The following is a 24739-nucleotide window of genomic DNA, read 5'->3' as shown; positions in this document are numbered from 1 at the left end:
CAGGCCACATGCCAGCCCCTCAAGCCCCACGCGATTCCCAAGCTTAGAGCGCGGGTTCGATTCCCGTCACTCGCTCCATTCTCTCCACCCCCAGGTCTGCATCCTGGGGGTTGTTTGTTGTTGGGAGAGGTTCGGGGCCAGTGAGCCCAGCCCGCACCCGCACCCGCAGAACCGGCCGCAAGCGGTCTGGAAACCACCCGGCCCTCAGAGATCGCCGTTGCACCCGGGGAGTCAGCCGTGTGAACCTCTGAGGCATGAGTGGCCAGGGGGACAGCAGCGGCATACCCGAGCAGCGTTCGCGGCTGACGGACTACGCGGCGATGGCCGACTCTCTGTCGCAGAGCGGCATCGAGGAGCAATCACCTGCTTCGCAGATCGCCGTTGCAGCGCACTCCGGGTCCGTCGTGCCTGCGCTGATGGCCGGTCAACGCGATCGGCAGCCTTCGACCGACCCGCTTGAGTCACCGGAGGGCGCCAGGATCCGGCGCCGATTCGCGGCTCTGTTGGGAGAGTTCCGGCGGACAGCGGTGCTGGTACCGCTGGGGGACGGCCCAGGAGCAGACGAGGAACGCGGGGTGCTGACCGGCGACTGGAATGGGATCCGGTGGATCTACGCGTTCTCCGACGAGGCGGCGCTGGCCCGGTTCGCAGTCGCTCGCGGTGAAGCCGCACGAGAGTGGACGTACCAGCGGATCCTGGGGGCACGGCTGTTGGATGTGGCGGTCCCGGCGGCAGGTGTGCCCTGCGGGGTGGCACTGGACGCCGCGGACGGGGAGGACGGGATGGTGTTCCCGCCTGTGAAGGGCATCGTGCCGGACGCGGTGGCGGTGGATGTTGGCGACGAGGGGGAGCGCCGGGCATGACGGGGGACGGTGGGAAGGACCTGGCGGCCAGCGGGCTCGATCTGATCGCCAAGGGTCTTACAGAGGCGCTGGGCGAGCTGAAGGAACTCGGCATGGTCGGTGAGGCCGGTGCCGGGCGAGGATTCTCTGATCTGGCGCTGTCGGGGTTCGAGCTGGGCTACGAGGACTTGACCGATGCCTTCAAGTCCTTCTGCGAGCGCTGGGAGTGGGGCGTACGCACGCTCATTCACGAGGGGAACGAGTTCGCACTGAACGTGGGGTTGTCGGCGGGCACCTTCTACGAGACTGACCAGTACGTGGAGGGCTCGCTGAAGGTCGGAGCGAATTCGCTGGCGGGCAATCCATACGCGTCCGAGGACGACATCACCAAGATGGGCTGGGGCGAACTGGCCCGTAACAACGCCTACGCGCATGCGGACTACAGCCAGGAATCCTTCGACAAAGCGGCGGACAACAGCGCCCAGGGGTGGAAGGACGCGGGACGCGACATCCTCACGTCCAAGACCATCGGCCTGGCGCCTGGGGTGAATCCCGAAAATCTGCACTCGGCATTCGGGGTCTCCGACTCCCAATACGACCACATGCTCGACGAAACCTTCGGGCCCTCCCCCGAAGAACGTGCCAAGGCCGCCGAGCAGCAGGGCGGAGACCAGGGCTGATGGGCCTGCTCGACGATATAGGTGACGGCCTGAGCCAGGTCGGCGACGGAATCAACAAGGGGCTCGGCGCCGTCGAGGACGGAATCGACGCGGGAAAGAAGGAGCTCGGCAAGGGCATCGACTGGGCCACCGGCAAGGTGGGCGAAGGGCTCGACCATGTCGGCCTGCACAATGCCGCGAACGTGGTCGAAAGCCTCGGCGACCAGTTGGCGTCCGACCTCGGCGCTACCCCGGGAGAGCGGCAGCTGGGCCAGACCGATCTGCCCAACGAGCTCGTCCACGGCAACGACACCAAGATCCGTGCGAGTGCCAAGCATCTGCGTGACTTCTTCACCGCCTTCGACCACGTCGGCCAGGGCATGAAAGGGCTCGACTCCAGTCATTGGCACGGCAACGGCGCGGACTCCTTTCGCAAGAAGTTCGAGATGCACCCGGTCAAGTGGGCGCACGCGGCGGATGCCTGCGAGAAGGCCGCCGGGGCCCTGGAGCGGTACGCAGACACGATCAAGTGGGCACAGGGACAGGCCCAGGACGCCATCGAGCTGTACAAGAAGGGCAAGAACGCCTCCGATTCGGCAGTGAAGGCGTACAACCAACGCGTCGATGCGTACAACACCAAACTGAAGGCCGATCAGGACCCCGGTCCACGCCCCGAGCCTTTCCAGGACCCGGGCACGACCGACCTGAAGAAGGCCGCCGAGACCCTCGCCGATGCGCGCCGCCAGCGCAACGAAGCCGGCCGCACGGCAGCGACCGCCGTGAAGTCCGCGCTCGCCCACGCCCCCGCCAAGCCGCCGCCCCTGAACCGGCTGGGGGCCGACATCACCGACGGCTACCAGGCGGCCAATACCGAACTCACTCACGTGGCCGGCGGTGTCATCAAGGGCGCCGCGGGCCTGGCCAACTTCGCCCGCGGCCTCAATCCCACCGATCCTTACAACCTCACCCACCCGGCCGCTTACGCGCAAAACGTCTCCATGACGCTTTCCGGGCTGGTCTCGACCGCCACCCACCCGGAGCGCGTCGTACAGGCCACGGTCGACGGCTTCATGAAAGACCCCTCGGAGTTCGTCGGCCGCCTCATACCCGAACTCATCGGCACCAAAGGCGCCGGCCTCGCCCGCGGTGGACTCCGCCTCGGCCTCAAGGACGGCCTGGAAGCAGGCGTCGAGAACGGAGCGGGGAAGGCCGCTCGCGACGCGGTTGGCGAGCGGCCCAACGCTCACGCGCGACAGCCCGACGCCGTCGAGACCAAGGGCTCGGACCCGGTCGACATGGCCACCGGCAAGATGTTCCTGCCCCAGACCGATGTGGTCCTGCCCGGGACCCTGCCCCTGGTCTTCACACGGCGCGTGGAATCCGGCTACCACCTGGGCCGGTGGTTCGGTCCTTCCTGGTCATCCACCGTGGACCAGCGACTGGAGATCGATTCCGAGGGCGTCGTCTTCGTCACCGAGGACGGCCTCCTCCTCGCCTACCCACATCCGGCCACCGGCGTACCCACACTCCCCTCCCACGGTCCGCAGTGGCCGCTGGACCGGGAAGACGGCGGCTACACGGTCAACGCCCCTGAAAGTGGACGGACTTGGCACTTCACCAACGTCACGGGTGAACTCGCCGTACTGCAGCAGATCGACGACCGCAACGGCAACTGGATCACCTTCGAGTACGACGACGAGGGCACCCCGCTGGCAATGACGGCGGGCGACGGGCGGGGGCTGTCATTCACCACCCATGAGGGAAGGATCACTGGCCTTCAACTCAGCTCCACAAGAACTCAGTTGCTGGAGTACGGGTACGCGGAGGCCACGGGCAACGTCAGTACGGTCATCAACTCCTCCGGCCTTCCACTGCGTTTCACCTACGACGAGCGCGGCCGGGTCACGTCCTGGACCGACACCAACGACCGCTCGTACACATACGCGTACGACGACCAGGACCGCTGCGTTCGGGAGGGCGGCGCCGAGGGGCACATGGCCCTGAGCCTGTCCTACACCGGCCCCGACCCGATCACCGGGATGCGCACGACGACCACCGTCACCGGCGAGGGCGCCACCCGGCACTTCCTGATCAACGGTGACTGGCAGGTGGTGACCGAGACCGATCCGCTCGGCGCGGTCACCCGTTACGAACGTGACACCCGCAACCGGTTGCTCGCGCGGATCGATCCGCTCGGGCACCGCACGTCGTTCGAGTACGACGAGGTGGGCAACCCTGTCCGAGCCGTACGGCCCGACGGCCGGGAGACCCGGGCCGACTACTCGTCCTTCGGGCTGCCGGTGAAGATCAAGGCCTTCGACGGCACGGCCCTGCGCCACACGTACGACGAGCGGGGCAATCGCACCTCGACCACCACTTCCACGGGCGCCACCACCCACTACGCGTACAACGCGGCAGGCCACCTCACGTCCGTGACGGACCCACTCGGGCAGCGCACCACCGTCGTCTGCGACGGAGCCGGCCTACTGGTCGCGGTCACCAACCCCCTTGGGGCGGCGACCCGTTACGAGCGGGACCCCTTCGGCCGCCCAACCGCCGTAACCGACCCACTGGGTGCCACGACCCGCCTGGAATGGACCATCGAGGGTAAACTCGCCCGTCGCATCTTGCCGGACGGCACAAGTGAGTCCTGGACGTACGACGGTGAAGGCAACTGCACGACCCACATCGACACGATGGGCGGCATAACCCGCTCCGAGTACAGCCATTTCGACGTCCTTACCGCCCGCACTGGACCGGATGGCGTCCGCTACGAGTTCACGCACGACGCGGAACTACGCCTGATCCGGGTACACAACCCACAGGGCCTGACCTGGGATTACGTCTACGACCTGGCGGGCCGATTGATCCGGGAGAGCGACTTCGACGACCGTCCCCTGACGTACGCGTACGACCCAGCAGGGCGGCTGACCACCCGCACTGACGCACTCAGCCGCACCATCGCCTTCGACCACGACCCGCTGGGCCGGGTCGTACGCAAAGACGCCCACGGCACCGTCACCACGTATACCTACGACTTCACCGACCGACTCGCCCACGCCGAAGGCCCCGGCACCAGCGTGGTTCTGTTGCGCGACCGCCACGGCCGCCTGCGCTCCGAGACCGTCGACGGCCGGACGACCACGTACACCTACGACATGCTGGGTCGCCGGACGGGCCGCACCACTCCCACGGGCGCAGTGAGCACCTGGTCGTACGACGCCGCGGGTAACCGCGTCCGCCTGACCGCCTCAGGGCGTGCCGTTACCTTCGACCACGACACGGCCGGCCGTGAAACCAACCGCCGCATCGCAGACACTCTCACCCTCACCAGCACCTACGACGCCCTCGGCCGACTGCTGGCACAGGGTGCGACCACCACGGCCGGCGAAAAAGTCTCGCACCGGGCCTATCGCTACCGTCCCGACGGCAACCTCACGGGCATCGACGACCACTTGCGCGGCACCCGTACCTTCGACCTGGACCAGGTCGGCCGCGTCACCGCCGTACACGCGGACGGCTGGAGCGAGCGGTACGCCTACGATGCGGCGGGCAACCAGACAGAGGCCCACTGGCCCGAACAGCACCCGGGCGGCCGCGACGCCACCGGCCCCCGCGCCTACGAGGGCACCCGCATCACCCGCGCGGGCAGCATCCGTTACGAACATGACGCGCTCGGTCGCATCGTGCTCCGCCAGAAGACCCGCCTCTCCCGCAAACCGGACACCTGGCGCTACGAGTGGGGCCCAGAGGACCGGCTCACCGCGGTGAGCACACCCGACGGCACCCGCTGGCGCTACACGTACGATCCGATGGGGCGCCGCACCGCCAAACTCCGCCTCGCCGCAGACGGTTCGGACACCGTCATCGAGCGGGTGGAGTTCTCGTGGGACGGAACGACACTGTGCGAACAGACATCGACGGGCGGCGGATTGCCCCGCCCGGTCACGCTGACCTGGGACCACCTGGGCCTGCGTCCGCTGGCCCAGACCGAACGCATCCTCGATGCATCCCAAGAAGAGATCGATTCCCGTTTCTTCAGCATCATCACTGACCTCGTCGGTGCCCCCAGCGAACTCGTCGACGAACAGGGCGACATCGTCTGGCACACCCGAGCCACCCTCTGGGGGACGACTACATGGGCGGCGGACAGCACCGCTTATACACCCCTCCGGTTTCCCGGCCAGTACTACGACCCGGAGACGGGACTCCACCACAATCACTTCCGCATCTACGACCCAGAAACAGCCAGGTACCTCACCCCGGACCCACTCGGTCTTGCTCCGGCGCCGAACGCCAGCACATACGTAACCAACCCGCACACCTGGGCTGACCCTCTTGGACTCGCACCGGACTACCACGAGTTCCACACAGTGCAGGACAGTCCCAACGCGACCCGCCTGCGTGGCGACGGTACGCCCTGGCCGACCGAGGACATTCGCGGACAGTACGGCGAGGGAGTCTATTCCTGGGGTTCAGCAGAAGAGGCAGCCCGATACGCTGAGCGCCTCCAGGGCCGGGGGGCCGACGTCGAAGTCTTGCGCTTCAAGATTTCCGCCGACGATTTCTCCTCACTAAACCGAGCCGATGTGACAAAAATGAACCCTGCAGAGGCAGAGGCGTTCATGGATCGCTACAGTCGGCTGTACGGCGACGGAGAACCTCACGACTTCGATTACATTCGCGGTCACACCGGAATGGGCGACGAACACTACTTCACCAAAGACATATTCCACCTTCTAAAGTTTCACGATTGAGCGCACATGTCACGTGTTTTTAAATTCCGATTTCACGGTAAAATGGCCGGTCTTGCCGCGAACCTTACCGCCGAGGCAGGGCCTCTCGAGACCCTGCCCAAGGGGGCCATGCAGGTTCACAGGAAAGTATGGGTCTCTCTTCCGGACTCCGGCCTGCACTGGAAGGATGCGGCCTGGCTTGCTTTCGGAGTATCCGCGAACGCCCGCGAGCTGGACGCCCTGTTCCCCCAAGGACTTCACATCAAAGTCCTGTCTCTTGAATTCCCTTTGAGTGACTACCGGGCAGAGGTAGCAGCCTGCACAATGGACGGATGGCTGCACGAAGAGTTCGAGTTGTCGAGCTCCGGGATCACCGCCTCTTTCGATCCGGTCAGCGGTCGAGCATATTTCAACTGGGGCGAGACCCCTGAGCCATTCTCAGATCAGATGACCTGAGAGGCTTCGCATGAACGATCTCGAACCAGTGGCCAAAGGCGCAGCGCAGGCTGCGCCCGCATCGGACTTCGGGGCGCGTCGCAGGTTCGAACGGCACCGTCACGGCCGCCTCGCTTCCTGGGCCATCACGCACTGGCGACCTCAAGACGAGAGGTATCCCCGGCCGTGGAGGCAGGACGAAGCCGGCGTCCGGCTCAGAGCCTGTGTCTAAACCCCGCCCGGGCCCGTGGCGCCTGGCACGCACTCCCCCAAGGCCTTAAGGGCCAGGGGGGACCCCCATGCCGCGTTGCCGAAACGCCCTAGTAGCTCCTCCCCCAAGGTCTTGAAGACCAGGGGGTACCCCCATCGAGGACGCTCCGGCGCCTTGCGATCGCACGCACCAGACGCCCCGGCCTGATCCGGACGGGGTTCAGACACAGGCTCTCAATTCCTGTCCACCTAGGCAGGTTCGGTCAGACATGGCGGTCTTGCCGGAAGACCGACACCTCCCTCCCGGCTTGCATCTGCAATGCCTCCGCCCCTGCCTCACCACGCCCAGGGGAGCCAAGCGGACCCCGAAGGGCGATCAGGCGCTGTCGGTCCCCCCACAGAACTCCCGTGCCCAGTCCGTGCCCGAAGCGGCGGGTAAATGCAGTCACCAGCGGTGTGATTCCGCCCGCCCGGAAGGCTCGCGCGGTGACTGTTCTCGCAGGTCAATAGCACTTCCGGCGCTCCGAGACCCGTTGATTCCCAAGCTTAGAGCGCGGGTTCGATTCCCGTCACTCGCTACAGCAGTCAAGGCCCAGGCCAGGGACATGATCCCAAGCCGGGGCCTTTGTGTTGTCCAGACCTATTCGGTGGTCCCGCTCCATAGCCGTACCACTAGGGTCGCTTCCCTTCTTCCTCCGCCCCTTCTGCCTCTTCTGCCGCTTCTGGCGTTGGGCCCGGCCGGCACGCACCACCCCGTCCAGCCCAGCCGCTCCGTGGCGCTGCCAATCATGGTCCGAGTGCGCCCTCGGGTCGGCGGCGGCGGCGCCGCACTCCGTCAGCGCGTCGAGCACGTCGGCGGGCGGGCCGTCGATCTGGACCGGCCCCGCCATGCGGTACGGCTCTGGTCGAGCAACGACTGCCATCGGACTCACGCGAGCTGGACCGAGTCTGCGAGGAGGTCGCCGCGGCGCAGTACGCCGACGACACGGAGTCGCCGTTCCATGTGGCGTCCTCGGACTTCGCCGCAGACGCGCACCTGATCTGCGCGTATCGCTACTGGCGGCTGCGCTTCCTGGACCAGTCCATCTCCGTCTCGCCTCTGGACAGCACATGGTCCGCGACCACGATGCCGCTCTGGAGAGCATCAACACCGCCTCGTGCCGGCTCCCCGCGGTGGGAATCCGCGGGAGCCACAAGCTGCTGCAGGAGCAGTACCTCGCGAAGCACGCGATGCCGTCCTGGAGGGCAGGCCGCGTGCCGAGTTGGACGCCGATCACGAGCAGCGCCTCCTCGCCCAGTAAGCGGCCAGTACAGGTTCTCCCGCGTCGGACGCCGGTCGGGACGAACCCGGACGTCCGCGCGGGCGATCCGGGGCAGTCCGTCGCCGGTCGACAGCGTGTGCCGCGTCAACTCCTGGCACCTTGCGGACCAGGGCGGCGGAATAGGGCCCGGCGAACCGCTGCCGCGGAACGACTGGTGGCCCTTCCCCGAACATGGCACGTCGGGAACTGCCGTGTCGCGCAGGCTGAAACGTTCGCCTTCCAGGACACGCAGGGCCAGCAGGGCCAGCAGCCGACGGGCTCCTCAGCAGGTAGAGGCGGTGGACCGGGTCAGCCGGACAGGTGGGCGAGGGCCGACGCGTGGGCGCGGTCGAGGGAGTCGGCGGCGGCGCAGGGGATGTCAGGCTGCACGCCGGTGCCTTCCCAGTTCGTGCTGGAGACGGGGTTGATGGCGCGGCCGACGGGGACGGTGGCTTCCAGGTGGGGGTGTACGGTCCAGCCCCTGCACGGGTGGGCGCCGCCGCGGGTGGGCTCGCCGACGACTATGGCGCGGCCGAGCTGCTGGAGGTTGTACGCCAGCTCTTCCGCGGCGGAGAAGGTGGCGCCGCTGGAGAGCACGTACAGCGGTTTGCTGCCGCCGAAGCGTGCGCCGGGGACGTGCGGCAGGCTCCAGGACTGTTCGCTGCGCCCGCCATCGCGCCAGTGCATGGTGTTGAGGTGGGTGCGCTCGTCCAGCAGGTAGCTGCAGACGAAGGCGACCGTGTCCGGGTCGCCGCCCCGGTTGGCGCGGAGGTCCACGATCAGTGCCTGGGCGCGGGAGGCGAGGGTGAGCGCGGCGCTGAGCGGTTCGGCGGCCCACTCCAGCGGGAACAGCATGGGCGCCAGCTCCACCACGGCGACCCCTCCGTCGAGCAACTGCACCCGGGGCGCACCGCCCAGCGAGGTGTCGAAGTCCCGGCGCATGGCGTCCAGGGTGGCGGCCCCCTGCTTCGGTGACACCGGTTCGGCGTGGTGCTTCAGTCTCAAGTGGCGGTCGCCGTTGACCGACTGCAGGTCCGCGGTGACCAGACCGGCGAGCTCCTCCGCGTCGTCCACGTCGTAGGCGCCCTCGGCGAGGCGTCGTCGCAGCAGGCCGGCGAGCTGCTCGGCCGTCTCGGGGAAGACGTAGTGCTCGGTCACAAGTCGGGCTGTCTCGTCGATGACGGGGGCGGGCTGAAGCTTCGTGAGAGTTGTCATGGCAGGGAGTAGAGCACCACCCTTGCGAAAGCGTCAAAGGTTTTAGACACTTTCGGTATGCGAGATCAGCCTTCCCACCCCCCGCCTCCCGAGGACGTCCTGGAGATCGGTGCGCCCGCGCAGTTCGCGGCGCTCGCCCATCCCTTGCGTCAGCGACTGCTCTTCGCCCTGGGCCAACGGCCCGCCACCGTCAGCCGGCTCGCGGCGCAGCTCGATGCGAAGAAGGGCAACGTGGCCCACCACCTCAAAGTGCTCCGCGAGGCCGGGCTTGTCCACATCGCCGAGACCCGCCAGGTCCGCGGCGGCACCGAGCAGTACTACCAGCGCACGGCCCGCCACATGGTCGTCGCCGAGCCCCAGGCGGCAGGCACCGCCGCGATGCTCGCCGCGATCGCCCAGGAGCTGGACCGCGCGCCCGTCGAGCCCCACCTGACACTGCGTCACCTACGCCTCAGTCCCGCGAAGGCAAGAGAACTCGGCGAAACCCTCGCCCAACTGGTCGACGAGGCCGAGGAGAACCCGGAGGACCAGCCCGTGCACGGCGTGTTGGTGGCGCTCTATCAGCAGGCGGAGCCGACCGTGGCCGCCGGGCAATAGCTGGGCCATGTCCCGGCGGAGGCCGCCGACTTCATCTCCAGGTCAGCGGCCTGTCAAGGGAGATCACCAGGTCGGCAGTGCTCCTGGGCCACCGCGACAAAGGCCAGCTTCGCCTCTCGCAGTTCGTCCGGCCGCGCATGGCGGCGCAGGCAGTCGACGAGACGCTGCGCCGCCGCCGCGGCATCCTCGGGCCCTTCCAGGACCACCGCACCCAAGGCACGCTGCAGCACGACATCGTCGTCAGGCCGCCCCCGCCCGTTCCGCTCGGTGAGGATCCTGGCCTCCGCGGCCCCGAGGAACTCGGCGTACGTCTGACGGCGAAGCGCCAACTCGCGGTGGCGGGACTCGGCATGGAGCGTCAGGCGAACGGATTCCAGCAGTGCGTCCGCCTGGCGATCACCGGCATGCCGGGCCGCGACGGCCTGCCGGATGCCCGCGCTCCGGCCGTACCAGCCAGTGACGACACTGCCCGCGACCGCCGCCCCCGCGGTAATCACCGCGATTCCCCAGTCACTCATGCCGCCATCTTCGCGAGCGGCCGAGCCCTCCCGCACCCCCATGCCGATTGTGCGGCGTGGATCACTCCCGGCAAGGTGCGGAACAGCCCGGGATAGGATCGGGCCATGTCGTCCGACGACGCGAACAAACCCGCCCCGACCTGCAGAAACAGCCCCCACCGCCCACCAGATTCCACTAAGCTGGACACTTCGGGCGACGGGCGACGGGCGACGGGCGACGGGCGACGGGCGACGGGCGACGGGCGACGGGCGACGGGCGAACGGTTCTGTTCGCGGCTCGGTCGGCGGTGGCGCTGTACCGCCTGCTCGACGTTCTCCCCATATTCTCCGGTGACGACCGGATCACCCGCCTGTTCACCCTCGTCCCGGGTTCCGACTTCGGAGCCGACGCCCTCTCCTCGATCGACGCCCTCGGGGGCCGCACTGTCCCCTGGAGCGAAGCCGGCAGCCGCGAGTACGACCTGGTCTTCGCCGCGAGCCCGAAAGGCGATCTGGGTCTGCTGCGCGGCCCGCAGGTCCTCCTGCCGCATGGCGCGGGCTTCAACAAGTCGATCCCCGGGGAGGGTTCCGCCGACTCGGCGTCCGGACTTGACCCGGCATATCTGCGACGGAACCACCACCATGCCCCGATAGCGCTGCACGCCCTGGCCCACCCCGACCAGGTCTCCAGGCTGGCCGCCACGAACCCGCAGGCCGCCCGGCGCGCGAAGGTGACCGGCGATCCCACCCTGGCACGCGTCCTCGCCTCGGCGTCCCTGCGCGACCGCTACCGAGCCGCGCTCGGCACCGGAGCGCGCGAGCTGCTGGTCCTGGCCTCCACCTGGGGGCCCGAGTCCCTGCTCCGCCAGCACCCCGGCCTACCGGCCCGGCTTGCCACCCAACTCCCTCATGACCAATACCAGTTGGCACTCGTGGCCCACCCCAACGAGCGCAGCCTGCTCGGGACGTACGAGTTGGCCGAACGCCTGGCGCCGGCCCTCGACGCGGGGATGATCCTTCCCGATCCGCACGAGGAGTGGGCCTCCGTGCTGATCGCCGCCGATGCCCTGGTCACCGATCACGGGTCGGCGGCGCTGTACTACTGCGCCGCCCAGGATCGCCCCGTCGTGAGTGTCCACCGAGCCGGTGGCGAGCTGATTCCCGGCAGCCCGATGGACGAACTTCTGCGCGATGTCCCGCAGTTGGGGCGCGCCGAGGACATCGTCGACACTCTGCGCGCCTATCGGCCGGGGCCCGGGCGGACCGCCGCCCGGATGGCGTTCGCCCACCATGGTGAAGCCGCGGGCCGCGGTGAAGCCGCGGACTCCTTGCGCACCGAGGTCTACGCCCTGCTCGGTCTCGCGCCTCCCGCCCATCGCGTCGCACCCCGGCTGCTGCCCCCGCCCGCGCCCGCCGCGCGTGTCCCCGCGGCGTTCGACGTCCGGGTGGAGCCCACCCCGGCCGGCGTCCGGATCAGCCGACACCCGGCCCACACCGGGCCGCCGGGCCACCACCTGGCCGTGGAACACGGCGCCGCGAGCGAACAACTCGCCCGCTCCGCCGGCCTGTTGTACCGCCGCCACTTCCCGGCGTCCCCCGCACCCGTGGACGTGGCCTGGACCGCCGACGGATGGGCCCGGCACGCCCTGTCCGCCTACCCGAGCTGCGGTTCGGCCGCGGCGCTGCTGCCCTCCGGTCAATGCCTGCTCAGAGTTCGCGGTCATGCGCAGGCGTACGCCGTCCAGGTCGAACCGCGCCCAGAGGAAGGCCGGATCGTACGGATCGACCCGTTCGTCGCGCTGTCGGCCGTGCATGCCCGGCTGCTCTCCCCCGATGCCCTTTCGGCCGATCCGAATTCCCTCTCCGCCGAACTGAATTCCGTCCCGGACGTCCCGAATTCTCTTTCCGCCGGGCCGGACTCCCCCTCGGCCGGCCCGGCCCACGTGACCTGCCTCATCGGTGAACGGGCCTTCCACGTCACCCTCCGGCCGGCCACGGACGCCGAAGAGGCGCAAGTGATCTAGGACAACCCGTTCTGAGTCAGGCCGTTGCGGCGGCGGAGTGCCTGGGCGGCCGTACGGTGCTCCTCGGCACCCGCCGGGTTCCCTTCGGCCGTGTCCAGCTCGGCGAGGGCATCGTGGACGCGTGCCCGGTCGAAACCCGAGCGCCGCCGGTCGGCGCGCGCCAGCGACCGCTCGTACAGCTCACGCGCCTCGGCCGTACGCCCGAGCCGGTGGAGGACGCCCGCGAGGGCGAACGCCGAACGCCCGATCAGCCTCTCGCGGTTCCCGGCCACGAACCCGGTGTGTGCCTCACGCAGCAGACCGTGCGCCGTCTCAAGGTCTCCCGCCTTCGCGTTCGCCTCGCCCATCCGATAGGTCTGGAGCAGGACGCCATAGGGGTTGGGAATCGACTCGTGCATGCCGCGGGAGACGGTGAAGTCCGCCAGCGCCGCACTCCACTCACCCCGTGCGCCCTTGAGCATGCCGCAGTGCTCGACGACCGAGGCGGCGAGCTTACGGTCCCGTACGGAGTCCCCCAGCAGGCGGCGGGCGGACAGCGCGGCGTTGAGCTGATCCTCGGCCCCGCTCAGCTCGCCCGCCTCCCACAGCGGCCTGGCGAGCTGGCAGCGCGTGCGCACCAGCCATCCCGCGTCGCCCCCGTCCCGGACCGCGGAGTCGACGGCGCGCCGGAAGACTTCGATCACCTCGGACTGGTGGGGGTGGTCCAGAGCATGCGTCCACACGGGCTCGGACAGGGCCACGACTTCGGTGTCCATGCAACGGCCGTGGGCCAGGCGCGAGCAGCCGAACAGGACGTGGCGTTCCTCGTCCAGCCAGCGGGCCGCGCGTTCGGCGCGATCAGCCCGTGCTTCGTCGTCAGCGGCCGCTTCCGGATCCTGAAGGGGGACGTCCGGCGCACCGGGGACGGGGTCGAAGAGGTCCACGACGGTCAGGCGGCGGCCGGCGGCGAACCGGTCGGCCAGCTGCGCCTGCCGTACGAACCAGCGCAGCAGCCGCACCTGCGCCTCGGCCGCCTCGCCCTCGGCCGCCTCGCGGCGGGACCTGCGCAAGGCGTGCCCACGCTGTGGTCCCGGCAGTCTCAGCTGGCCCGCCTCCGTCAGCGACAGCAGACGCAGGTCCAGTAACCCCGCCCGGTCCAGTTCCTCCAGGGCGTCCTCGCAGGCGTCCGGTCCGAGTCCCGACAGCGCGGTGGCGGAGTGGAGCGTGAACGTCTCACCGGGATGGTGCGGAAGCAATCGGTAGAGCAGTGCCGCCGGGCGCGACAGGTCGGCGTAGGCCGTGTCCCAGATGTGTTCCACGCCGGACACGCCCTTCTCGTCCAACTCTGCCTGGAGGTCGGCGAGGATGCGGGAGAGCGGGCGCAGGCGGTGCGCGCGCACCCAGCGGCCCGCCACGTGCAGCGCGGCGGGGAGCCCGTCGCACAGCCGGACCACCGCCCTTGCCGCCTCCGGGTCCGCGGCAAGCCGGTGATCGCGGGCGATCAGCTCGAACAGCTCCGCCGCCGCCTGCTCTTCCAGCGGCGACAACACCAGATCGACCGCGGCCCCGCCTTCGAGATCGTGGAGCCGACCGTGGCTCGTGACGATCACCACGCTGTCGCCCGACGCCGGAAGCAGGGGGACGACCTCGGAGGCGTACCGCGCGTTGTCGAGCAGCAGGACCAGCTTCGCCTGGGAGGTCCTGTTCCAGTACTGCCTGCACCGAGCCGCGTACTGGGCCTGGATCTGGTCCGGCGCCACGTCGAGGGAGATCAGCAGCTGGGAGAGCACATCGCCCGGGTCCAGGATGCCGTCCACCCGGAAGTCGTCGAGGTCGACGGAGAGCACACCGTCCGGGAAGCGGTGGCTGTCGATCAGGGTCCGGGCGAGCAGGCCGGCCGTCTCCGTCTTGCCCAGACCGACCGGCCCGCTCAACGACAGGACCAGCGGTCGGGAGCGGCCTCGCCACTCCGCCACCGCGCGCAAGGCACGTTCCCGCTCGCGGTCGCGATTGACGAAGTGCACCGGCTCCGGCGGAAGTTCGACTCTCACAACAGCCCCCTCAACCCTCTGTCGCGCCCTGCGCTCGCCACCTGACGATCATGCACTCTAGAGACTTTCACCGCCCGGCGCGCGGCGTGGCCGAAGGTGCGAAAGGCCGCGCCCGGAAGTCCATCAGAGCCGAACAGCGGGCGCTGCGCGGCCGAACTCCCTTTTGCCACAGGGAAGTTGACACCGCAACGCCCCGGCCTTGACAACAAGGCCGGGGCGTAACCGGTTCACGCCGATTCATTCACCTTCGCTGCCACCAGCGGGCAATACCGCCGATGACGGCCGCGGTGGCGATGGCGGATACCCATCCGAGCCAGCCGCCGACGTTGTTCACCAGGACCCCCGCCGCGCAGGCCGCTGCCACGATCGCGAGAGCCTTGATTCGGTTTGCACTCATGTGAGCCTCGGTCATGTGGATCGCTCCCGGTTCGACACCGTGCCGACAGACAACCGTGCTCAGCAAGTGGTCTGTGCGCTGCTGGGTGTTGCGGCGTAAGCGCCGGCGGCTCCGCCGAGAATCCCGGCTATCAGTGCGGTGCCGGTAGCGAAATGTGCGAGTGCGCGCATGCTGAATCCCGTTTGTCGTGCTTTCGCGGCAGGTGGTCGTTCCGCCGCACTCGCACCGTAAGCAGGGGAGATCAGGGAGCTCAACAAGGACATCCCGGGAGGACTTTTCCGAATCCTCGCGATTCCACCCCGGGCCGGTGAGAGCGTCGCGAAACTCGCGTCGGAAGGTCACGGAGCCCTCACATCGCGGACCCGGGCCGAGGTGGCCGCGCCCGGCCGGTGTGCCGGGCGCCGCCACCGCTCGGGTCACGCCGACGTGGTGGCCGCGCCGCCGAAGTGGCGGGCGAAGAACCGGGTCGCACTGTCGGCCTCGTACCGAGGCAGTTCCTTGTGCCTGCCCGAGTTCACGTGCAGCGACTTCTCCTTCGAGGCGAAGGCGTCGAACAGCGCGAGGCCCTCCTCGCGCGAGATGTGCTCGTCGTCCCACTGCAGGTCGAACTCGATGGGGATGGTGATCCGCTTCGCCTTCTCGGCCAGGACATCGGGCCAGTGCTGGCCGAAGACCGCGGCGGTGATCCGGGGTTCGGTCGCCACGAACGGTATGCCGATCGCGGTGCCCATGTTGATGCCCCAGAAGCCGACCGGCCCGTCGGTGCCGATCTCCGGGAGCTCCTGGAGCGCGTCCAGGGTCGCCCGGTACTCGGGCACGGCGAGCTCCGCCAGGTGGTCGTTGTAGCGCACGACGATCGGGCCTTCCGGTTCGCCCGCCGCCCTCGCCCGGAACAGCTCGGCGACTTCCGCCTCGTCGTGCGCCGTGCGCGGCCGGTCGCCGTGACCGGGCGCGTCGATGACGGCGACGTGGAAGCCGCAGCCGGTCACGAGGAGACGGGCGCGGCCGGACATCGCCGGGTGCTTCTTGTGGTTGCCGCCGCCGTGGGCCATCAGGATCAGGGGCGCGCGCTCGGCCGCGCCGGAGGCCGGCGACCACAGGACGCCGGGGACACCGTTCACGGTGAAGTCGCGCTCAAGGATGCCGTTCGACGAGGACTCGGCGGTGAAGTGCGGAGAGTGCATGGGTGTTGCCTTTCGGGAGGGCCTGGTTGGTGAGGCGCTCCCGGCGACACCTACGTCAATCGCCGGCCGTGACAGCAAGGGGGAGCACCCACATCGATACAGCGTTCACGGGTCTCACCTCCTCGCGCGGCGTCACGGTCGACTGAAAGCTATCAGAACGATCACCGTCCCCCCAGCGTTTTCTCCGCCCTGTGATCGAGCTTCAACAGACTCTGGATGGAGGGTTGTTGCGTACGTTCTAGCCGCTTTGACGGTACTAGCATGATTGGCGGCATTGGTCCGGGGCGCCCGTCTCGTCATCGCTCCTTGCTGATCCGCACCGTGTCCCCCGCCCTGCCACCCGCGAGGACATCGATGCGGGCGCCGGTGTCCGGGTCGGTGAAGGTCTGGCCCGGCTTGTACGCGGCCAGGTCCAGCTGGGCGCAACCGGCGGGCGGGGTGGCGGTCGGGTCGGCGTTCATGACGCGCACCGGCCCTGCGCCCGTCTGTGCGGCGGAGTCGACCTTGTAGATGAGGACCCCGGTGGAGCAGGCGGAGCTGTCACCGCCCTCGGCTCGGCGGGACTCGGCGACGTACGCCGTGGTACCGCCGGTGCGCAGTACGGCGATCTTGGTGCCGCCGGGGCGTTCCACCGCCGTCAGTCGTACCGTGCGGGATCCGGGTGCCGGCAGGCAGGCGACCTGGTCGTCGCGGGTCCAGCCGAGCTTCCAGGAGTGCCAGCCGAGGTACTGCGGGGCCGGGCCCGCGATGTTGCCCATGACGTCCCAGCCGCCGACGTACTGGTGGGTGGCGCCGGTGAAGGAGTAGAGGTCGGGCAGCCCGAAGGTGTGGGAGGTCTCGTGGTCGGCGACCTTGGGTCCCCAGTGCCACATGTCCTGGCCGAAGGTGACGGCCCACTTGAGCCGGGTGCCGTCGGCGGTGATGCCGGGCGTGGTCGGGTCGTAGAGGTACGTCGGCGAGAAGGGGATCGCGGTCGCCGCCCTGTCGGGGACGACGTAGACCATGTCGTAGCGGGAGAAGTCCACGTACGGGTCGGCGGCGGTGATCGCGTCGCGCACGTACTTCTCATGGGCTTCGAAGGTGAGCCCGCGCGCGAAGCCGTACGAGGTGGAGGCGGCCGGCATGCGGACCCAGCGGCGCAGAGAGCCGATGGCGAGCCGGGAGCGGCCGTAACTGGCCTTGGCCATCCAGTCGGCGGCGGGGGCGAGTTGGGTGGCGTAGGCGCTGGTGGAGTCGGCGGCCGGGGCGTCCGGGAAGTCCACGAAGAGCGTGAGGACCCGATGGGTGCCGGTGGCGGTCTGGAACTGTGCGCGGTCGGTGTCGTGGCCTTCGTCGGTCCAGCCGGTCTTTCCGGGGAGGGCGCAACTCGCGGCGGGGGCAGCCGAGTTGACGCGTGCCGGTGCGGCTGGCGTCGGGGTGGCCGCCGTCGCGGGGGCGGCGAGGCAGGGGATGAGTGCGACGGCGGCGGCGAGGGGGCGCAGGCGGACGGGAAGGGCGGGCATGTCACTCCGATCGGGAGGGCCGTGGGCGGGCGGACGAGAGTGGGCCGGGGGGTGGGGGGACGAGAGTGGGCCGGGGCTACGCGCGGCCCGCGGCCATGTCCATGAGGCGGTCCAGGACGTGGCCCCCGGATGCCGAGACTCCGTCGTGCTCCCACTCATTGGTCACCCACACCCGGGTGGCGCCGACCGCGCTCGCGGTGCGCAGGGAGAGCCCGGCGTCGACGTACATGTCGTCGTGGTAGACGACCGCGGCGAGCGGAACCCGGTTGGCGGCGAGCCGCTCCGGGTCGTACAGCGGCGGCCAGTCGGCGCGTTCGGCCAGCAGGTCGGCGGCTTCCGCGAAGGGGCGCAGGCCCCTGGTCTCCCGGACCATCCAGGGGTACATCATCTCCCCGGTGAGCAGGAGAGGGTCCGCGTCCTCGGCGAACTCGGGGAAGTCGGCGAGCGCGCGCTCGGCCGCCCAGCCGGTCGGGCCGCGGACCCCCTGTGCGAACAGCGACTCCTGCATGACGACGAACAGCGGGTTGTCGGTGAAGCCGGTGAGGCCCATCACCTGGTGGAGGAAGGTGTCGGTCAACTCCCCGTGTGTATCCAGGGCTTCGTCGAGCAGCCAGTGGATCCGCTCGAAGCCGTCGCCCATGCCGAGGGCGAGGCCGAGGGTGCGCAGCCGGCGGGTGGTGAGCCGGTCGCCGTCGGGCAGGCGCACGTCGGTCGCGGCGAGCAGGTCCGCGATCTCGCGCAGGCGGGGCGCGTCGTCCGGGTAGCGGGCGTAGAAGCCGAGGACGCGGTCGCGCACCCGGGGATACGTGCGGGCGTACACGTCGCGGGCGGTGGCGTCGAGGCCGGGCAGGCCGCCGGTCACGTAACAGGCCCGCAGGCCCTCCGGCGCCCGGGACAGGTAGGTGAGCGTGATGAAGCCGCCGTAGCTCTGGCCGAGCGTCTCCCAGGGTTCGTCGCCGCACAGCTCCCGGCGGATCAGCTCCGCATCGGCGACGATCGCGTCGGCACGGAAGTGACCGAGGTACGCGGCGAGTTGGCGCGGGTCCGCGAAACGGGCGGCCGATCTGGCGGTGACCGGGGTGGAGCGGCCGGTGCCGCGCTGATCGAGGAGCAGCACCCGGTGCGTCTTGAGCGCCCGGCTGAGCCATCCCGGCGAACCGGCCGACGGGCGGGGCGACTTCCCGCCGGGTCCGCCCTGCAGATAGAGCAGCCAGGGCAGTCGCTCGCCCTCACGACCGGCACCGACGACCTCGCGGGCGAAGATCTGGATGGTCGGACCGTGCGGGACCGCGTGGTCCAGGGGGACGGTGAAGACGTGGTCGACGGTCGTGTGGGCGGGGTTCATGCGTCCCCTTCACGGGCCGGGAGCAGCGTGTACGTATGGCTGGAGGTGTAGAACTCCAGGGCCGCGCGGCCCTGTTCGCGGGGGCCGTGGCTGGAGGACTTGGCGCCGCCGAACGGCAGGTGGAAGTCGACGCCGCTGGACGGGGCGTTGAGGCGGATCATTCCGGTGTCGATCCGGTCCAGTCCGGCGAGCGCGGTGTCCAGGTCTCCGGTGTGCACCGAGGTGACCAGGCCGTACGGGACCGAGTTGGTGATCCGGACCGCCTGGGCGAGGTCGTCGGCGGGCAGCAGCGCGGCGACCGGGCCGAACACCTCTTCACGCAGCAGCCGGTGCCCCGCGGGCACCTGCTCCACCAAGGTCGGTGCCGCGTACCAGCCGGAGCGGTCGGGCACGACGCCTCCGGCCGGGGTGCGCAGGCCGTGCCAGGCGTCGGCGACCTGGTCGCGGGCGTGCTCGCTGATCAGCGGCCCGCACACGGTCGCCGGGTCGGCCGGGTCTCCCACCGGGGTGGCTCGCAGCGCCTCGGAGAGGGCCTCCCGCAACGGGTCGAGGGCGGCGCCGACCGCGATCACGCGGCTGGTGGCGGTGCACTTCTGGCCCGCGTACCCGGCGATCGCGGCGGCGATGTGGGTGGCGGCCTGCCCGATGTCGGCGTCCGGAAGGACGATCGCCGCGTTCAGGCCGCCCATCTCCGCCTGGACGGGGATGCCCCGCGCGGTGGCGGCCCGCGCGACCGCCTGGCCCACGGTGGTCGAGCCGGTGAAGGACACGATGTCGGCGGCGTGGATCAGCGCGTTGCCCTCGGTGGCACCGCCGGGCAGCACGGTGAACACCCCCTTGGGCAGCGCCTGTTGGACGATCTCCGCCAGGCGCTGGGCGCACGCCGTGGCTTCGGGGGCGGGCTTGAGTACGACGGCGTTGCCGGTCGCCAGGGCGGGAGCGGACTTCCAGCTCGGGATGGCGAAGGGGAAGTTCCAGGGTGTGACCAGCCCGGCCACCCCGTACGGGCGTCGGCGGGTCAGCAGCAGCCCCGCTCCCGTGGCGGGCTCGTGGACGGCGCCGGTCGGCTCGTACGGAGCCTGGGCGTAGTACCGCCAGATCGCGACGGTCCGGGCGACTTCGGCGCGCGCCTCGGTGAGCGGCTTGCCCACCTCGCGCACGGCGAGGGCCGCCAGTTCGTCGGCGGCCGCCTCGACGGCGGCGGCGACCGATCCGAGCGCCGCCGAGCGGGCGGCCGCCCCGCCGGACAGCCAGCCGGTCTGGGCGGCGCGGGCCCGCTCCACGGCGTCCACCGCGGCGAGCGCGCCGGGGGCCGGAATCCGGACGAGCACGTCCGTGGGGTCGGCCGGGTTGCGGGAGGTGAGGAGGGAGACGGCGGTGGTCATGGGAGGGGGCCTCCGGGGGGAAGGGGGAGGGGTCGGCCGGGGAACGGGTCAACGGTGGCCGGCGGCGGTGGCCTTCTCGGTGGCCTCGCGCACCCCGGCCTCGATCTCCCCGGCCAGCGGTAGGCGCGGCGGGCGCACGGGCCCGCCGCGGCGGCCGACGAGGTCCATCGACAGCTTGATGGACTGCACGAACTCGGTCTTGGAGTCCCAACGCAGCAGCGGGTGCAGGGACTTGTAGAGCGGCAGCGCGGTGTGAAGGTCACCGGCGACGGCCGCGTGGTAGAGCTCGGCGCAGGTGGCCGGGAAGGCGTTGGGATATCCGGCGATCCAGCCCACCGCCCCGGCCGTCGCGAGTTCGAGCAGGACGTCGTCGGCGCCGATCAACAGGTCGAGATCCGGGGCCAGTTCGCCGATCTCGTACCCTCTGCGCACATCGCCGCTGAACTCCTTGACGGCGACGATGCTGCCGTCCTGGTGCAGCCGGGCGAGGAGCGCGGGGGTGAGGTCGACCTTCGTGTCGATGGGGTTGTTGTACGCCACGACCGGCACTCCGGCCTTGGCGACCTCGGCGTAGTGGGCGCGGACCGCCGGGGCGTCGGCGCGGTAGGCGTTGGGCGGCAGCAGGAGGACCGAGCCGCAGCCCGCCTCGCCCGCCTGCTCGGCCCAGCGGCGCGACTCGGCGCTCCCGTAGGCCGCGACACCAGGCATCACCCGCGCGCCGTCGCCCGCCGCGTCGACGGCGACGCGGACCACTTGGGCACGCTCTTCGGCGGTGAGGGTCTGGTACTCGCCGAGCGAACCGTTGGGCACGACACCGTCGCAGCCGTTGTCGATCAGCCAACGGACGTGCTCGGCGTACGCGTCGTAGTCGACGGACAGGTCGTCGCGCAGGGGCAGCGCGGTGGCGACCATGATGCCGCGCCAGGGGCGGGTGACGTTCCAAGCGGTGGCGGTCATGTACGGAAGCCTCTCTATGGCATGTGACATTTTACTGGGTTTTGCCAGGCGCCCCGACTGGCGCCCGCAGGCCCACCCGGAGCCGGTGCGGCAGTTCCCGTGAGGGCATCAGTAATATTTCACATTGCACTAGACCTGCCAAGGGTCGACCCCAACTACCCCTTGCCGCCTAGGACTTGGTGACCCGAATCCGGGCCCATATGCCCGCATAGCGCAACAGACGGGGCCCGGCGCCGGGTTTGTGCCCCGGACGCCGAGCCCCATTTCAGCGAACTGCGTTACGCGATTCCCTGTTGTTACGCGATTCCCTGTTGATCAGTGACGGTCGTTCAGTCGCAGGAGGAACCGACGCCGTCGAACTGGGCACCTGGATTGCCCTCACCGTTGAGCGCATTGCCGAGCAGGCCGTTCAGGATCCCGACCTGGCCGAGGATGTCGACGTTCAGGTCGTGGCTCTTGCAGTAGGAGCCATGGCCGTGGTGGCCACCCCTGCCTTCTGCGCCTTGGGCGGTGGCGGTGCCGGTGGCTATGAAGCTCATGCTCCCGAGCATGGCGGCCGCGACAGCGGCCTTGTAGAGCTTGCGCATTGCTCCTCCTTAGGTCAGTGGAGCGCATCACCAAAAGATCCACTTTGCGCTCAATTTGGAGGCTAATCCGATATCTCCCGCAGCGCTCACCGAGGCTGCCATTCGGGTACCTGAGGCTCAATCAGCCGTGTGGAGACCTGCGACACCCCTCGCCACGAGCCCCCGGATACCGACCGCGTGAAGCATGCTGCAAGCCAAAGCCTGACAACTCGGAACCACCTACGTGAGGCATCCCTTCATGAGCCTGAGCATCCGCAACCAGATCGCCGGCACCGTCACCGCCGTCACCCCCGGCGAGGTCATGGCGACCGTCAGGGTCCGTCTCGACGGCGGCCAGGACATCACCGCCGCGATCACCCTGGAGGCCGTCAAGGAGCTCGGTCTCGCCGAGGGCTCCGCGGTCAAGACCCTGATCAAGTCCACCGAGGTCGCGCTGGCCACCGGTCCGGTGGCGGGCCTGTCCATCCGCAACCAGATCCCGGGCACGATCACGGACGTCGCCACGGGCGGCGCCATGGCCTCCGTCAAGCTCGACGTCCAGGGCGGCCGGCTCACCGCCGCCATCACCAAGGACGCCGTCGCCGACCTGAACCTGGCCGCCGGCACCTCCGTCGTCGCCCTGATCAAGTCGACCGAGATCTCCCTCGCCGCCGCCTGACCCCCGAACGCGACCCTCACCCGCCTCAGAGCCTGTGTCTGAACCCCGCCCGGGTCCGGACGGGGTTCAGACACAAGCTCTCAGAGCGGCCGGCCCACCCCCACGTTCCAGCGCCCCGCCCGGCCGCTCAGCTCCGTCGCCGTCAGCGGCGCGACGTCGATGCGCCAGAACGCCGACTCCGGCGCGCCCAGCGCCCGCAGCACCAGAGCCCGTACGATCTCGGGCTCCACCACCGCGAGCGTGCGACCGCCCTCGGCGAAGGCCCCGTCCAGCCAGGTCCCCGCCCGCGCGCACAACTCCCGTACGGATTCGCCGCCGTGCGGGGCCGAACCCGGGTCCGTCAGCCAGGCGCCCACCGCGTCCGGCTCGGCCTCGCTCACCTCGGCCAGGGCTCGGCCCCGCCAGCGGCCCACGTCCAGACCGGCCAGCTCCGCAACGACACGGGGCTCCCCGCCGAACGCCTCCGCCGTCTCCCGACAGCGAACGGTCGGCGAGGTCAGCGACCGGTCCGCGGCGGGCAGGCCGGCCGCCGCCGACCTCGCCCGGGCAAGACCCGACGCCTCCAGCGGACCGCCGTCCTCGAAACGCGCCTCCCGCAGCGCCCTGCTGAACGCAGGCGAGATCAACATCACCCGGGTGGTCATCGCACTCCTCGACAAGCCGACAGCATTCAGCGGTAATCCGGCACAAACAGCCTGTTATCAGGGGCGTTCGGCCGGTCCGCGCGCCCCCGCCCCCGCCGTGCGCCCTTGGCCGGTTCTCCGCTTCGCGCTACCGTCTCGTCGTTGATGACGACGGCAGGACGGAAGCCGGTGAGAATCCGGCACGGTCGCGCCACTGTATGCCCAGCACCATCCACCTCCCTCGGGAGTGGGGAACGCCGAGCAAGTCAGACCCGTAGCCGTCGTCGTGTGCACCACCAAGATGGGACGCGAGTTCCCCCAGGAGGTTCTGCCATGGCGCAGTCCGTAGCCCAGCCGACCAGCATGCCCACCGCCGTACCCGCAAAGCTGCCGATCGGCGCGATCGCCCCCTGGGCGGCCTTCTTCGGCATCCTGATGCTGGTCCTGCTCTACTTCATCGGCGCCGAACAGGGCGCCACCTCTCTCCTCTCCGGCGAGAACGTGCACGAATGGGTGCACGACGGCCGTCACCTGCTCGGCTTCCCCTGCCACTGACCGGCAGCGGACCCGACCTCATGAATTCCGCAACCGTACGGGGCCTCCTCGTGCGCGGCATGCTCGCCGGCCTGGCCGCCGGGCTGCTCGCGCTCGCCGTCGCGTACTTCCTCGGCGAGCCGCGGGTGGACGCGGCCATCGCCTACGAGGACGCCCACACCCACGAACACGGCATGGAAGCCGTCAGCCGCACGATGCAGTCCACCGGCGGCCTGGCCACCGGCGTGCTCGTCTACGGTGTCGCCTTCGGCGGCATCGCGGCGCTCGCCTTCTGCTTCGCGCTCGGCAGGATCGGCCGCTTCGGCCCGCGGGCGACGGCGCTGCTGCTGTCGTCGGCCGCACTGATCGCGGTCTACGTGGTGCCGTTCCTGAAGTACCCGGCGAACCCGCCGTCCGTCGGCGAACCCGACACCATCGGCAAACGCACCCTGCTGTACTTCCTGATGATGGCGCTCGGCGTGCTGCTGTCCATCGCCACCGTGATCCTCGGCAAGCGCCTCGCGCCGCGCCTGGGGAACTGGAACGCCACCATCGCCGCCGGCGCGTTCTTCGCGCTGGTCATCGGCTTGGCCTACGCCTTCCTTCCGGCCGTCAACGAGGTCCCCAAGGACTTCTCCGCCACGCTGCTCTGGCAGTTCCGCCTCGCGGCGCTCGCCATCCAGCTCACCCTGTGGACCACCTTCGGGCTGGTCTTCGGCCACCTGGCGGACCGGGTCCTCGCACCCCGCCCGGCAGCCGCCGACACCAACGCGGTCAAGCACACAACTCCCGTACCGCACTAGGCAGTTGAGCGATTCGGCAGCCGAGCTGTCGAGCTGTGAGAAGGGCCCGCCGGGAAGTATCCGGCGGGCCCTTCCGCATGTGCCGCGGGCGCCGGCGGCCCGGGGGTTCAGACGCAGGCTCTCAGAGCCTGTGTCTGAACCCCGTCCGGATCAGGCCGGGGCGTCTGGTGCGTGCGATCGCAAGGCGCCGGAGCGTCCTCGATGGGGGTACCCCCTGG

The 24739-nt window shown here is 69.8% G+C and carries 20 protein-coding genes and 1 riboswitch; of the genes, 9 read left to right on the top strand and 11 right to left on the bottom strand.

Going from position 1 to position 24739, the window contains the following annotated elements; all coding sequences use genetic code 11:
* Positions 1–254: 254 nt before the first annotated feature.
* From ACWC2B_RS33760 to ACWC2B_RS33745, 4 genes are read left to right on the top strand one after another with little or no spacing between them, the layout of a single operon-like run.
* Entirely contained in the window at positions 255–863 is a 609-nt protein-coding gene (locus ACWC2B_RS33760) for a hypothetical protein (protein ID WP_450723409.1), read from the top strand.
* Entirely contained in the window at positions 860–1522 is a 663-nt protein-coding gene (locus ACWC2B_RS33755; RefSeq protein ID WP_450723407.1) for a hypothetical protein, read from the top strand. The genes ACWC2B_RS33760 and ACWC2B_RS33755 overlap by 4 nt, the downstream gene beginning before the upstream one ends.
* Positions 1522–6258 carry a putative T7SS-secreted protein gene (locus ACWC2B_RS33750; protein WP_450723405.1) on the top strand — a complete coding sequence of 1579 codons (4737 nt, stop codon included), beginning with the start codon at positions 1522–1524 and terminating at the stop codon, positions 6256–6258. Before ACWC2B_RS33755 ends, ACWC2B_RS33750 begins: the two co-directional genes overlap by 1 nt.
* Positions 6259–6264: 6 nt before the next feature.
* Positions 6265–6693 (top strand): hypothetical protein, encoded by a 429-nt coding sequence (locus ACWC2B_RS33745; RefSeq protein WP_450723404.1) that lies wholly within the window; start codon positions 6265–6267, stop codon positions 6691–6693.
* A 1799-nt stretch (positions 6694–8492) separates the two neighbouring features.
* Here ACWC2B_RS33745 and ACWC2B_RS33740 read toward each other — a convergent pair.
* Positions 8493–9398, bottom strand: a complete 906-nt coding sequence (locus tag ACWC2B_RS33740; protein WP_450723402.1) for a S41 family peptidase — start codon at positions 9396–9398, stop codon at positions 8493–8495.
* Between the two features lie 57 nt (positions 9399–9455).
* On the opposite strand from ACWC2B_RS33740, the gene ACWC2B_RS33735 reads away from it, so the two are divergent.
* Entirely contained in the window at positions 9456–9995 is a 540-nt protein-coding gene (locus ACWC2B_RS33735) for an ArsR/SmtB family transcription factor (RefSeq protein WP_450723400.1), read from the top strand.
* Between the two features lie 53 nt (positions 9996–10048).
* Here the strand turns inward: ACWC2B_RS33735 and ACWC2B_RS33730 are convergent, their stop codons facing one another.
* A complete protein-coding gene (locus ACWC2B_RS33730; protein ID WP_450723398.1) occupies positions 10049–10513 on the bottom strand; it encodes a hypothetical protein in 465 nt (154 codons plus the stop codon).
* A 287-nt stretch (positions 10514–10800) separates the two neighbouring features.
* Between ACWC2B_RS33730 and ACWC2B_RS33725 the strand changes: the two genes are divergently transcribed.
* Positions 10801–12516 (top strand): translation initiation factor 2, encoded by a 1716-nt coding sequence (locus ACWC2B_RS33725; RefSeq protein ID WP_450723396.1) that lies wholly within the window; start codon positions 10801–10803, stop codon positions 12514–12516.
* Here the strand turns inward: ACWC2B_RS33725 and ACWC2B_RS33720 are convergent.
* From ACWC2B_RS33720 to ACWC2B_RS33685, 8 genes are all read right to left on the bottom strand, one after another.
* On the bottom strand, positions 12513–14546 hold the full coding sequence (locus ACWC2B_RS33720; protein ID WP_450723394.1) for a hypothetical protein: 2034 nt from the start codon (positions 14544–14546) through the stop codon (positions 12513–12515). The two genes, ACWC2B_RS33725 and ACWC2B_RS33720, sit on opposite strands and share 4 nt — an antisense overlap.
* 241 nt (positions 14547–14787) lie before the next feature.
* A complete protein-coding gene (locus tag ACWC2B_RS33715) occupies positions 14788–14943 on the bottom strand; it encodes a hypothetical protein (RefSeq protein WP_450723392.1) in 156 nt (51 codons plus the stop codon).
* A 416-nt stretch (positions 14944–15359) separates the two neighbouring features.
* The gene (locus tag ACWC2B_RS33710; RefSeq protein WP_450723390.1) at positions 15360–16127 is read right to left on the bottom strand and encodes an alpha/beta hydrolase; all 768 of its coding nucleotides are present in this window, start codon (positions 16125–16127) and stop codon (positions 15360–15362) included.
* A 296-nt stretch (positions 16128–16423) separates the two neighbouring features.
* Entirely contained in the window at positions 16424–17629 is a 1206-nt protein-coding gene (locus ACWC2B_RS33705) for a M6 family metalloprotease domain-containing protein (protein ID WP_450723388.1), read from the bottom strand.
* A gap of 76 nt (positions 17630–17705) precedes the next feature.
* Entirely contained in the window at positions 17706–18974 is a 1269-nt protein-coding gene (locus ACWC2B_RS33700; RefSeq protein ID WP_450723386.1) for an alpha/beta fold hydrolase, read from the bottom strand.
* Entirely contained in the window at positions 18971–20359 is a 1389-nt protein-coding gene (locus tag ACWC2B_RS33695) for an aldehyde dehydrogenase family protein (protein WP_450723384.1), read from the bottom strand. Before ACWC2B_RS33695 ends, ACWC2B_RS33700 begins: the two co-directional genes overlap by 4 nt.
* 48 nt (positions 20360–20407) lie before the next feature.
* Positions 20408–21316, bottom strand: coding sequence for a dihydrodipicolinate synthase family protein (locus tag ACWC2B_RS33690; RefSeq protein ID WP_450723382.1), 909 nt, complete (start codon positions 21314–21316; stop codon positions 20408–20410).
* Between the two features lie 329 nt (positions 21317–21645).
* Positions 21646–21903 carry a hypothetical protein gene (locus tag ACWC2B_RS33685; protein ID WP_450723380.1) on the bottom strand — a complete coding sequence of 86 codons (258 nt, stop codon included), beginning with the start codon at positions 21901–21903 and terminating at the stop codon, positions 21646–21648.
* Positions 21904–22141: 238 nt separating this feature from the next.
* Here ACWC2B_RS33685 and ACWC2B_RS33680 point away from each other — a divergent pair, with 238 nt between their 5' ends.
* On the top strand, positions 22142–22561 hold the full coding sequence (locus ACWC2B_RS33680) for a TOBE domain-containing protein (protein ID WP_450723378.1): 420 nt from the start codon (positions 22142–22144) through the stop codon (positions 22559–22561).
* A gap of 80 nt (positions 22562–22641) precedes the next feature.
* On the opposite strand, the gene ACWC2B_RS33675 is transcribed toward ACWC2B_RS33680, so the two are convergent.
* On the bottom strand, positions 22642–23205 hold the full coding sequence (locus ACWC2B_RS33675; RefSeq protein ID WP_450723376.1) for a histidine phosphatase family protein: 564 nt from the start codon (positions 23203–23205) through the stop codon (positions 22642–22644).
* A gap of 115 nt (positions 23206–23320) precedes the next feature.
* Positions 23321–23480: riboswitch (cobalamin riboswitch) on the top strand.
* A 37-nt stretch (positions 23481–23517) separates the two neighbouring features.
* On the opposite strand from ACWC2B_RS33675, the gene ACWC2B_RS33670 reads away from it, so the two are divergent.
* Both ACWC2B_RS33670 and ACWC2B_RS33665 read left to right on the top strand, forming a co-directional pair.
* Positions 23518–23739, top strand: coding sequence for a CbtB domain-containing protein (locus tag ACWC2B_RS33670; protein WP_450723374.1), 222 nt, complete (start codon positions 23518–23520; stop codon positions 23737–23739).
* Between the two features lie 20 nt (positions 23740–23759).
* Positions 23760–24521, top strand: coding sequence for a CbtA family protein (locus ACWC2B_RS33665; RefSeq protein ID WP_450723372.1), 762 nt, complete (start codon positions 23760–23762; stop codon positions 24519–24521).
* Positions 24522–24739 lie beyond the last annotated feature (218 nt).

This window comes from Streptomyces sp. NPDC001415 (genome assembly GCF_053597395.1).
This window is presented reverse-complemented; position numbering and strand designations above follow the sequence as displayed.

Excerpts from the sequence above, each read along its gene's own strand:
- ACWC2B_RS33760 (WP_450723409.1), top strand. The coding sequence starts at position 255 with ATGAGTGGCCAGGGGGACAGCAGCGGCATACCCGAGCAGCGTTCGCGG.
- ACWC2B_RS33755 (WP_450723407.1), top strand. The coding sequence starts at position 860 with ATGACGGGGGACGGTGGGAAGGACCTGGCGGCCAGCGGGCTCGATCTG.
- ACWC2B_RS33750 (WP_450723405.1), top strand. The coding sequence starts at position 1,522 with ATGGGCCTGCTCGACGATATAGGTGACGGCCTGAGCCAGGTCGGCGAC.
- ACWC2B_RS33745 (WP_450723404.1), top strand. The coding sequence starts at position 6,265 with ATGTCACGTGTTTTTAAATTCCGATTTCACGGTAAAATGGCCGGTCTT.
- ACWC2B_RS33740 (WP_450723402.1), bottom strand. The coding sequence starts at position 9,398 with ATGACAACTCTCACGAAGCTTCAGCCCGCCCCCGTCATCGACGAGACA.
- ACWC2B_RS33735 (WP_450723400.1), top strand. The coding sequence starts at position 9,456 with ATGCGAGATCAGCCTTCCCACCCCCCGCCTCCCGAGGACGTCCTGGAG.
- ACWC2B_RS33730 (WP_450723398.1), bottom strand. The coding sequence starts at position 10,513 with ATGAGTGACTGGGGAATCGCGGTGATTACCGCGGGGGCGGCGGTCGCG.
- ACWC2B_RS33715 (WP_450723392.1), bottom strand. The coding sequence starts at position 14,943 with ATGAGTGCAAACCGAATCAAGGCTCTCGCGATCGTGGCAGCGGCCTGC.
- ACWC2B_RS33710 (WP_450723390.1), bottom strand. The coding sequence starts at position 16,127 with ATGCACTCTCCGCACTTCACCGCCGAGTCCTCGTCGAACGGCATCCTT.
- ACWC2B_RS33705 (WP_450723388.1), bottom strand. The coding sequence starts at position 17,629 with ATGCCCGCCCTTCCCGTCCGCCTGCGCCCCCTCGCCGCCGCCGTCGCA.
- ACWC2B_RS33700 (WP_450723386.1), bottom strand. The coding sequence starts at position 18,974 with ATGAACCCCGCCCACACGACCGTCGACCACGTCTTCACCGTCCCCCTG.
- ACWC2B_RS33695 (WP_450723384.1), bottom strand. The coding sequence starts at position 20,359 with ATGACCACCGCCGTCTCCCTCCTCACCTCCCGCAACCCGGCCGACCCC.
- ACWC2B_RS33690 (WP_450723382.1), bottom strand. The coding sequence starts at position 21,316 with ATGACCGCCACCGCTTGGAACGTCACCCGCCCCTGGCGCGGCATCATG.
- ACWC2B_RS33685 (WP_450723380.1), bottom strand. The coding sequence starts at position 21,903 with ATGCGCAAGCTCTACAAGGCCGCTGTCGCGGCCGCCATGCTCGGGAGC.
- ACWC2B_RS33680 (WP_450723378.1), top strand. The coding sequence starts at position 22,142 with ATGAGCCTGAGCATCCGCAACCAGATCGCCGGCACCGTCACCGCCGTC.
- ACWC2B_RS33675 (WP_450723376.1), bottom strand. The coding sequence starts at position 23,205 with ATGACCACCCGGGTGATGTTGATCTCGCCTGCGTTCAGCAGGGCGCTG.
- ACWC2B_RS33670 (WP_450723374.1), top strand. The coding sequence starts at position 23,518 with ATGGCGCAGTCCGTAGCCCAGCCGACCAGCATGCCCACCGCCGTACCC.
- ACWC2B_RS33665 (WP_450723372.1), top strand. The coding sequence starts at position 23,760 with ATGAATTCCGCAACCGTACGGGGCCTCCTCGTGCGCGGCATGCTCGCC.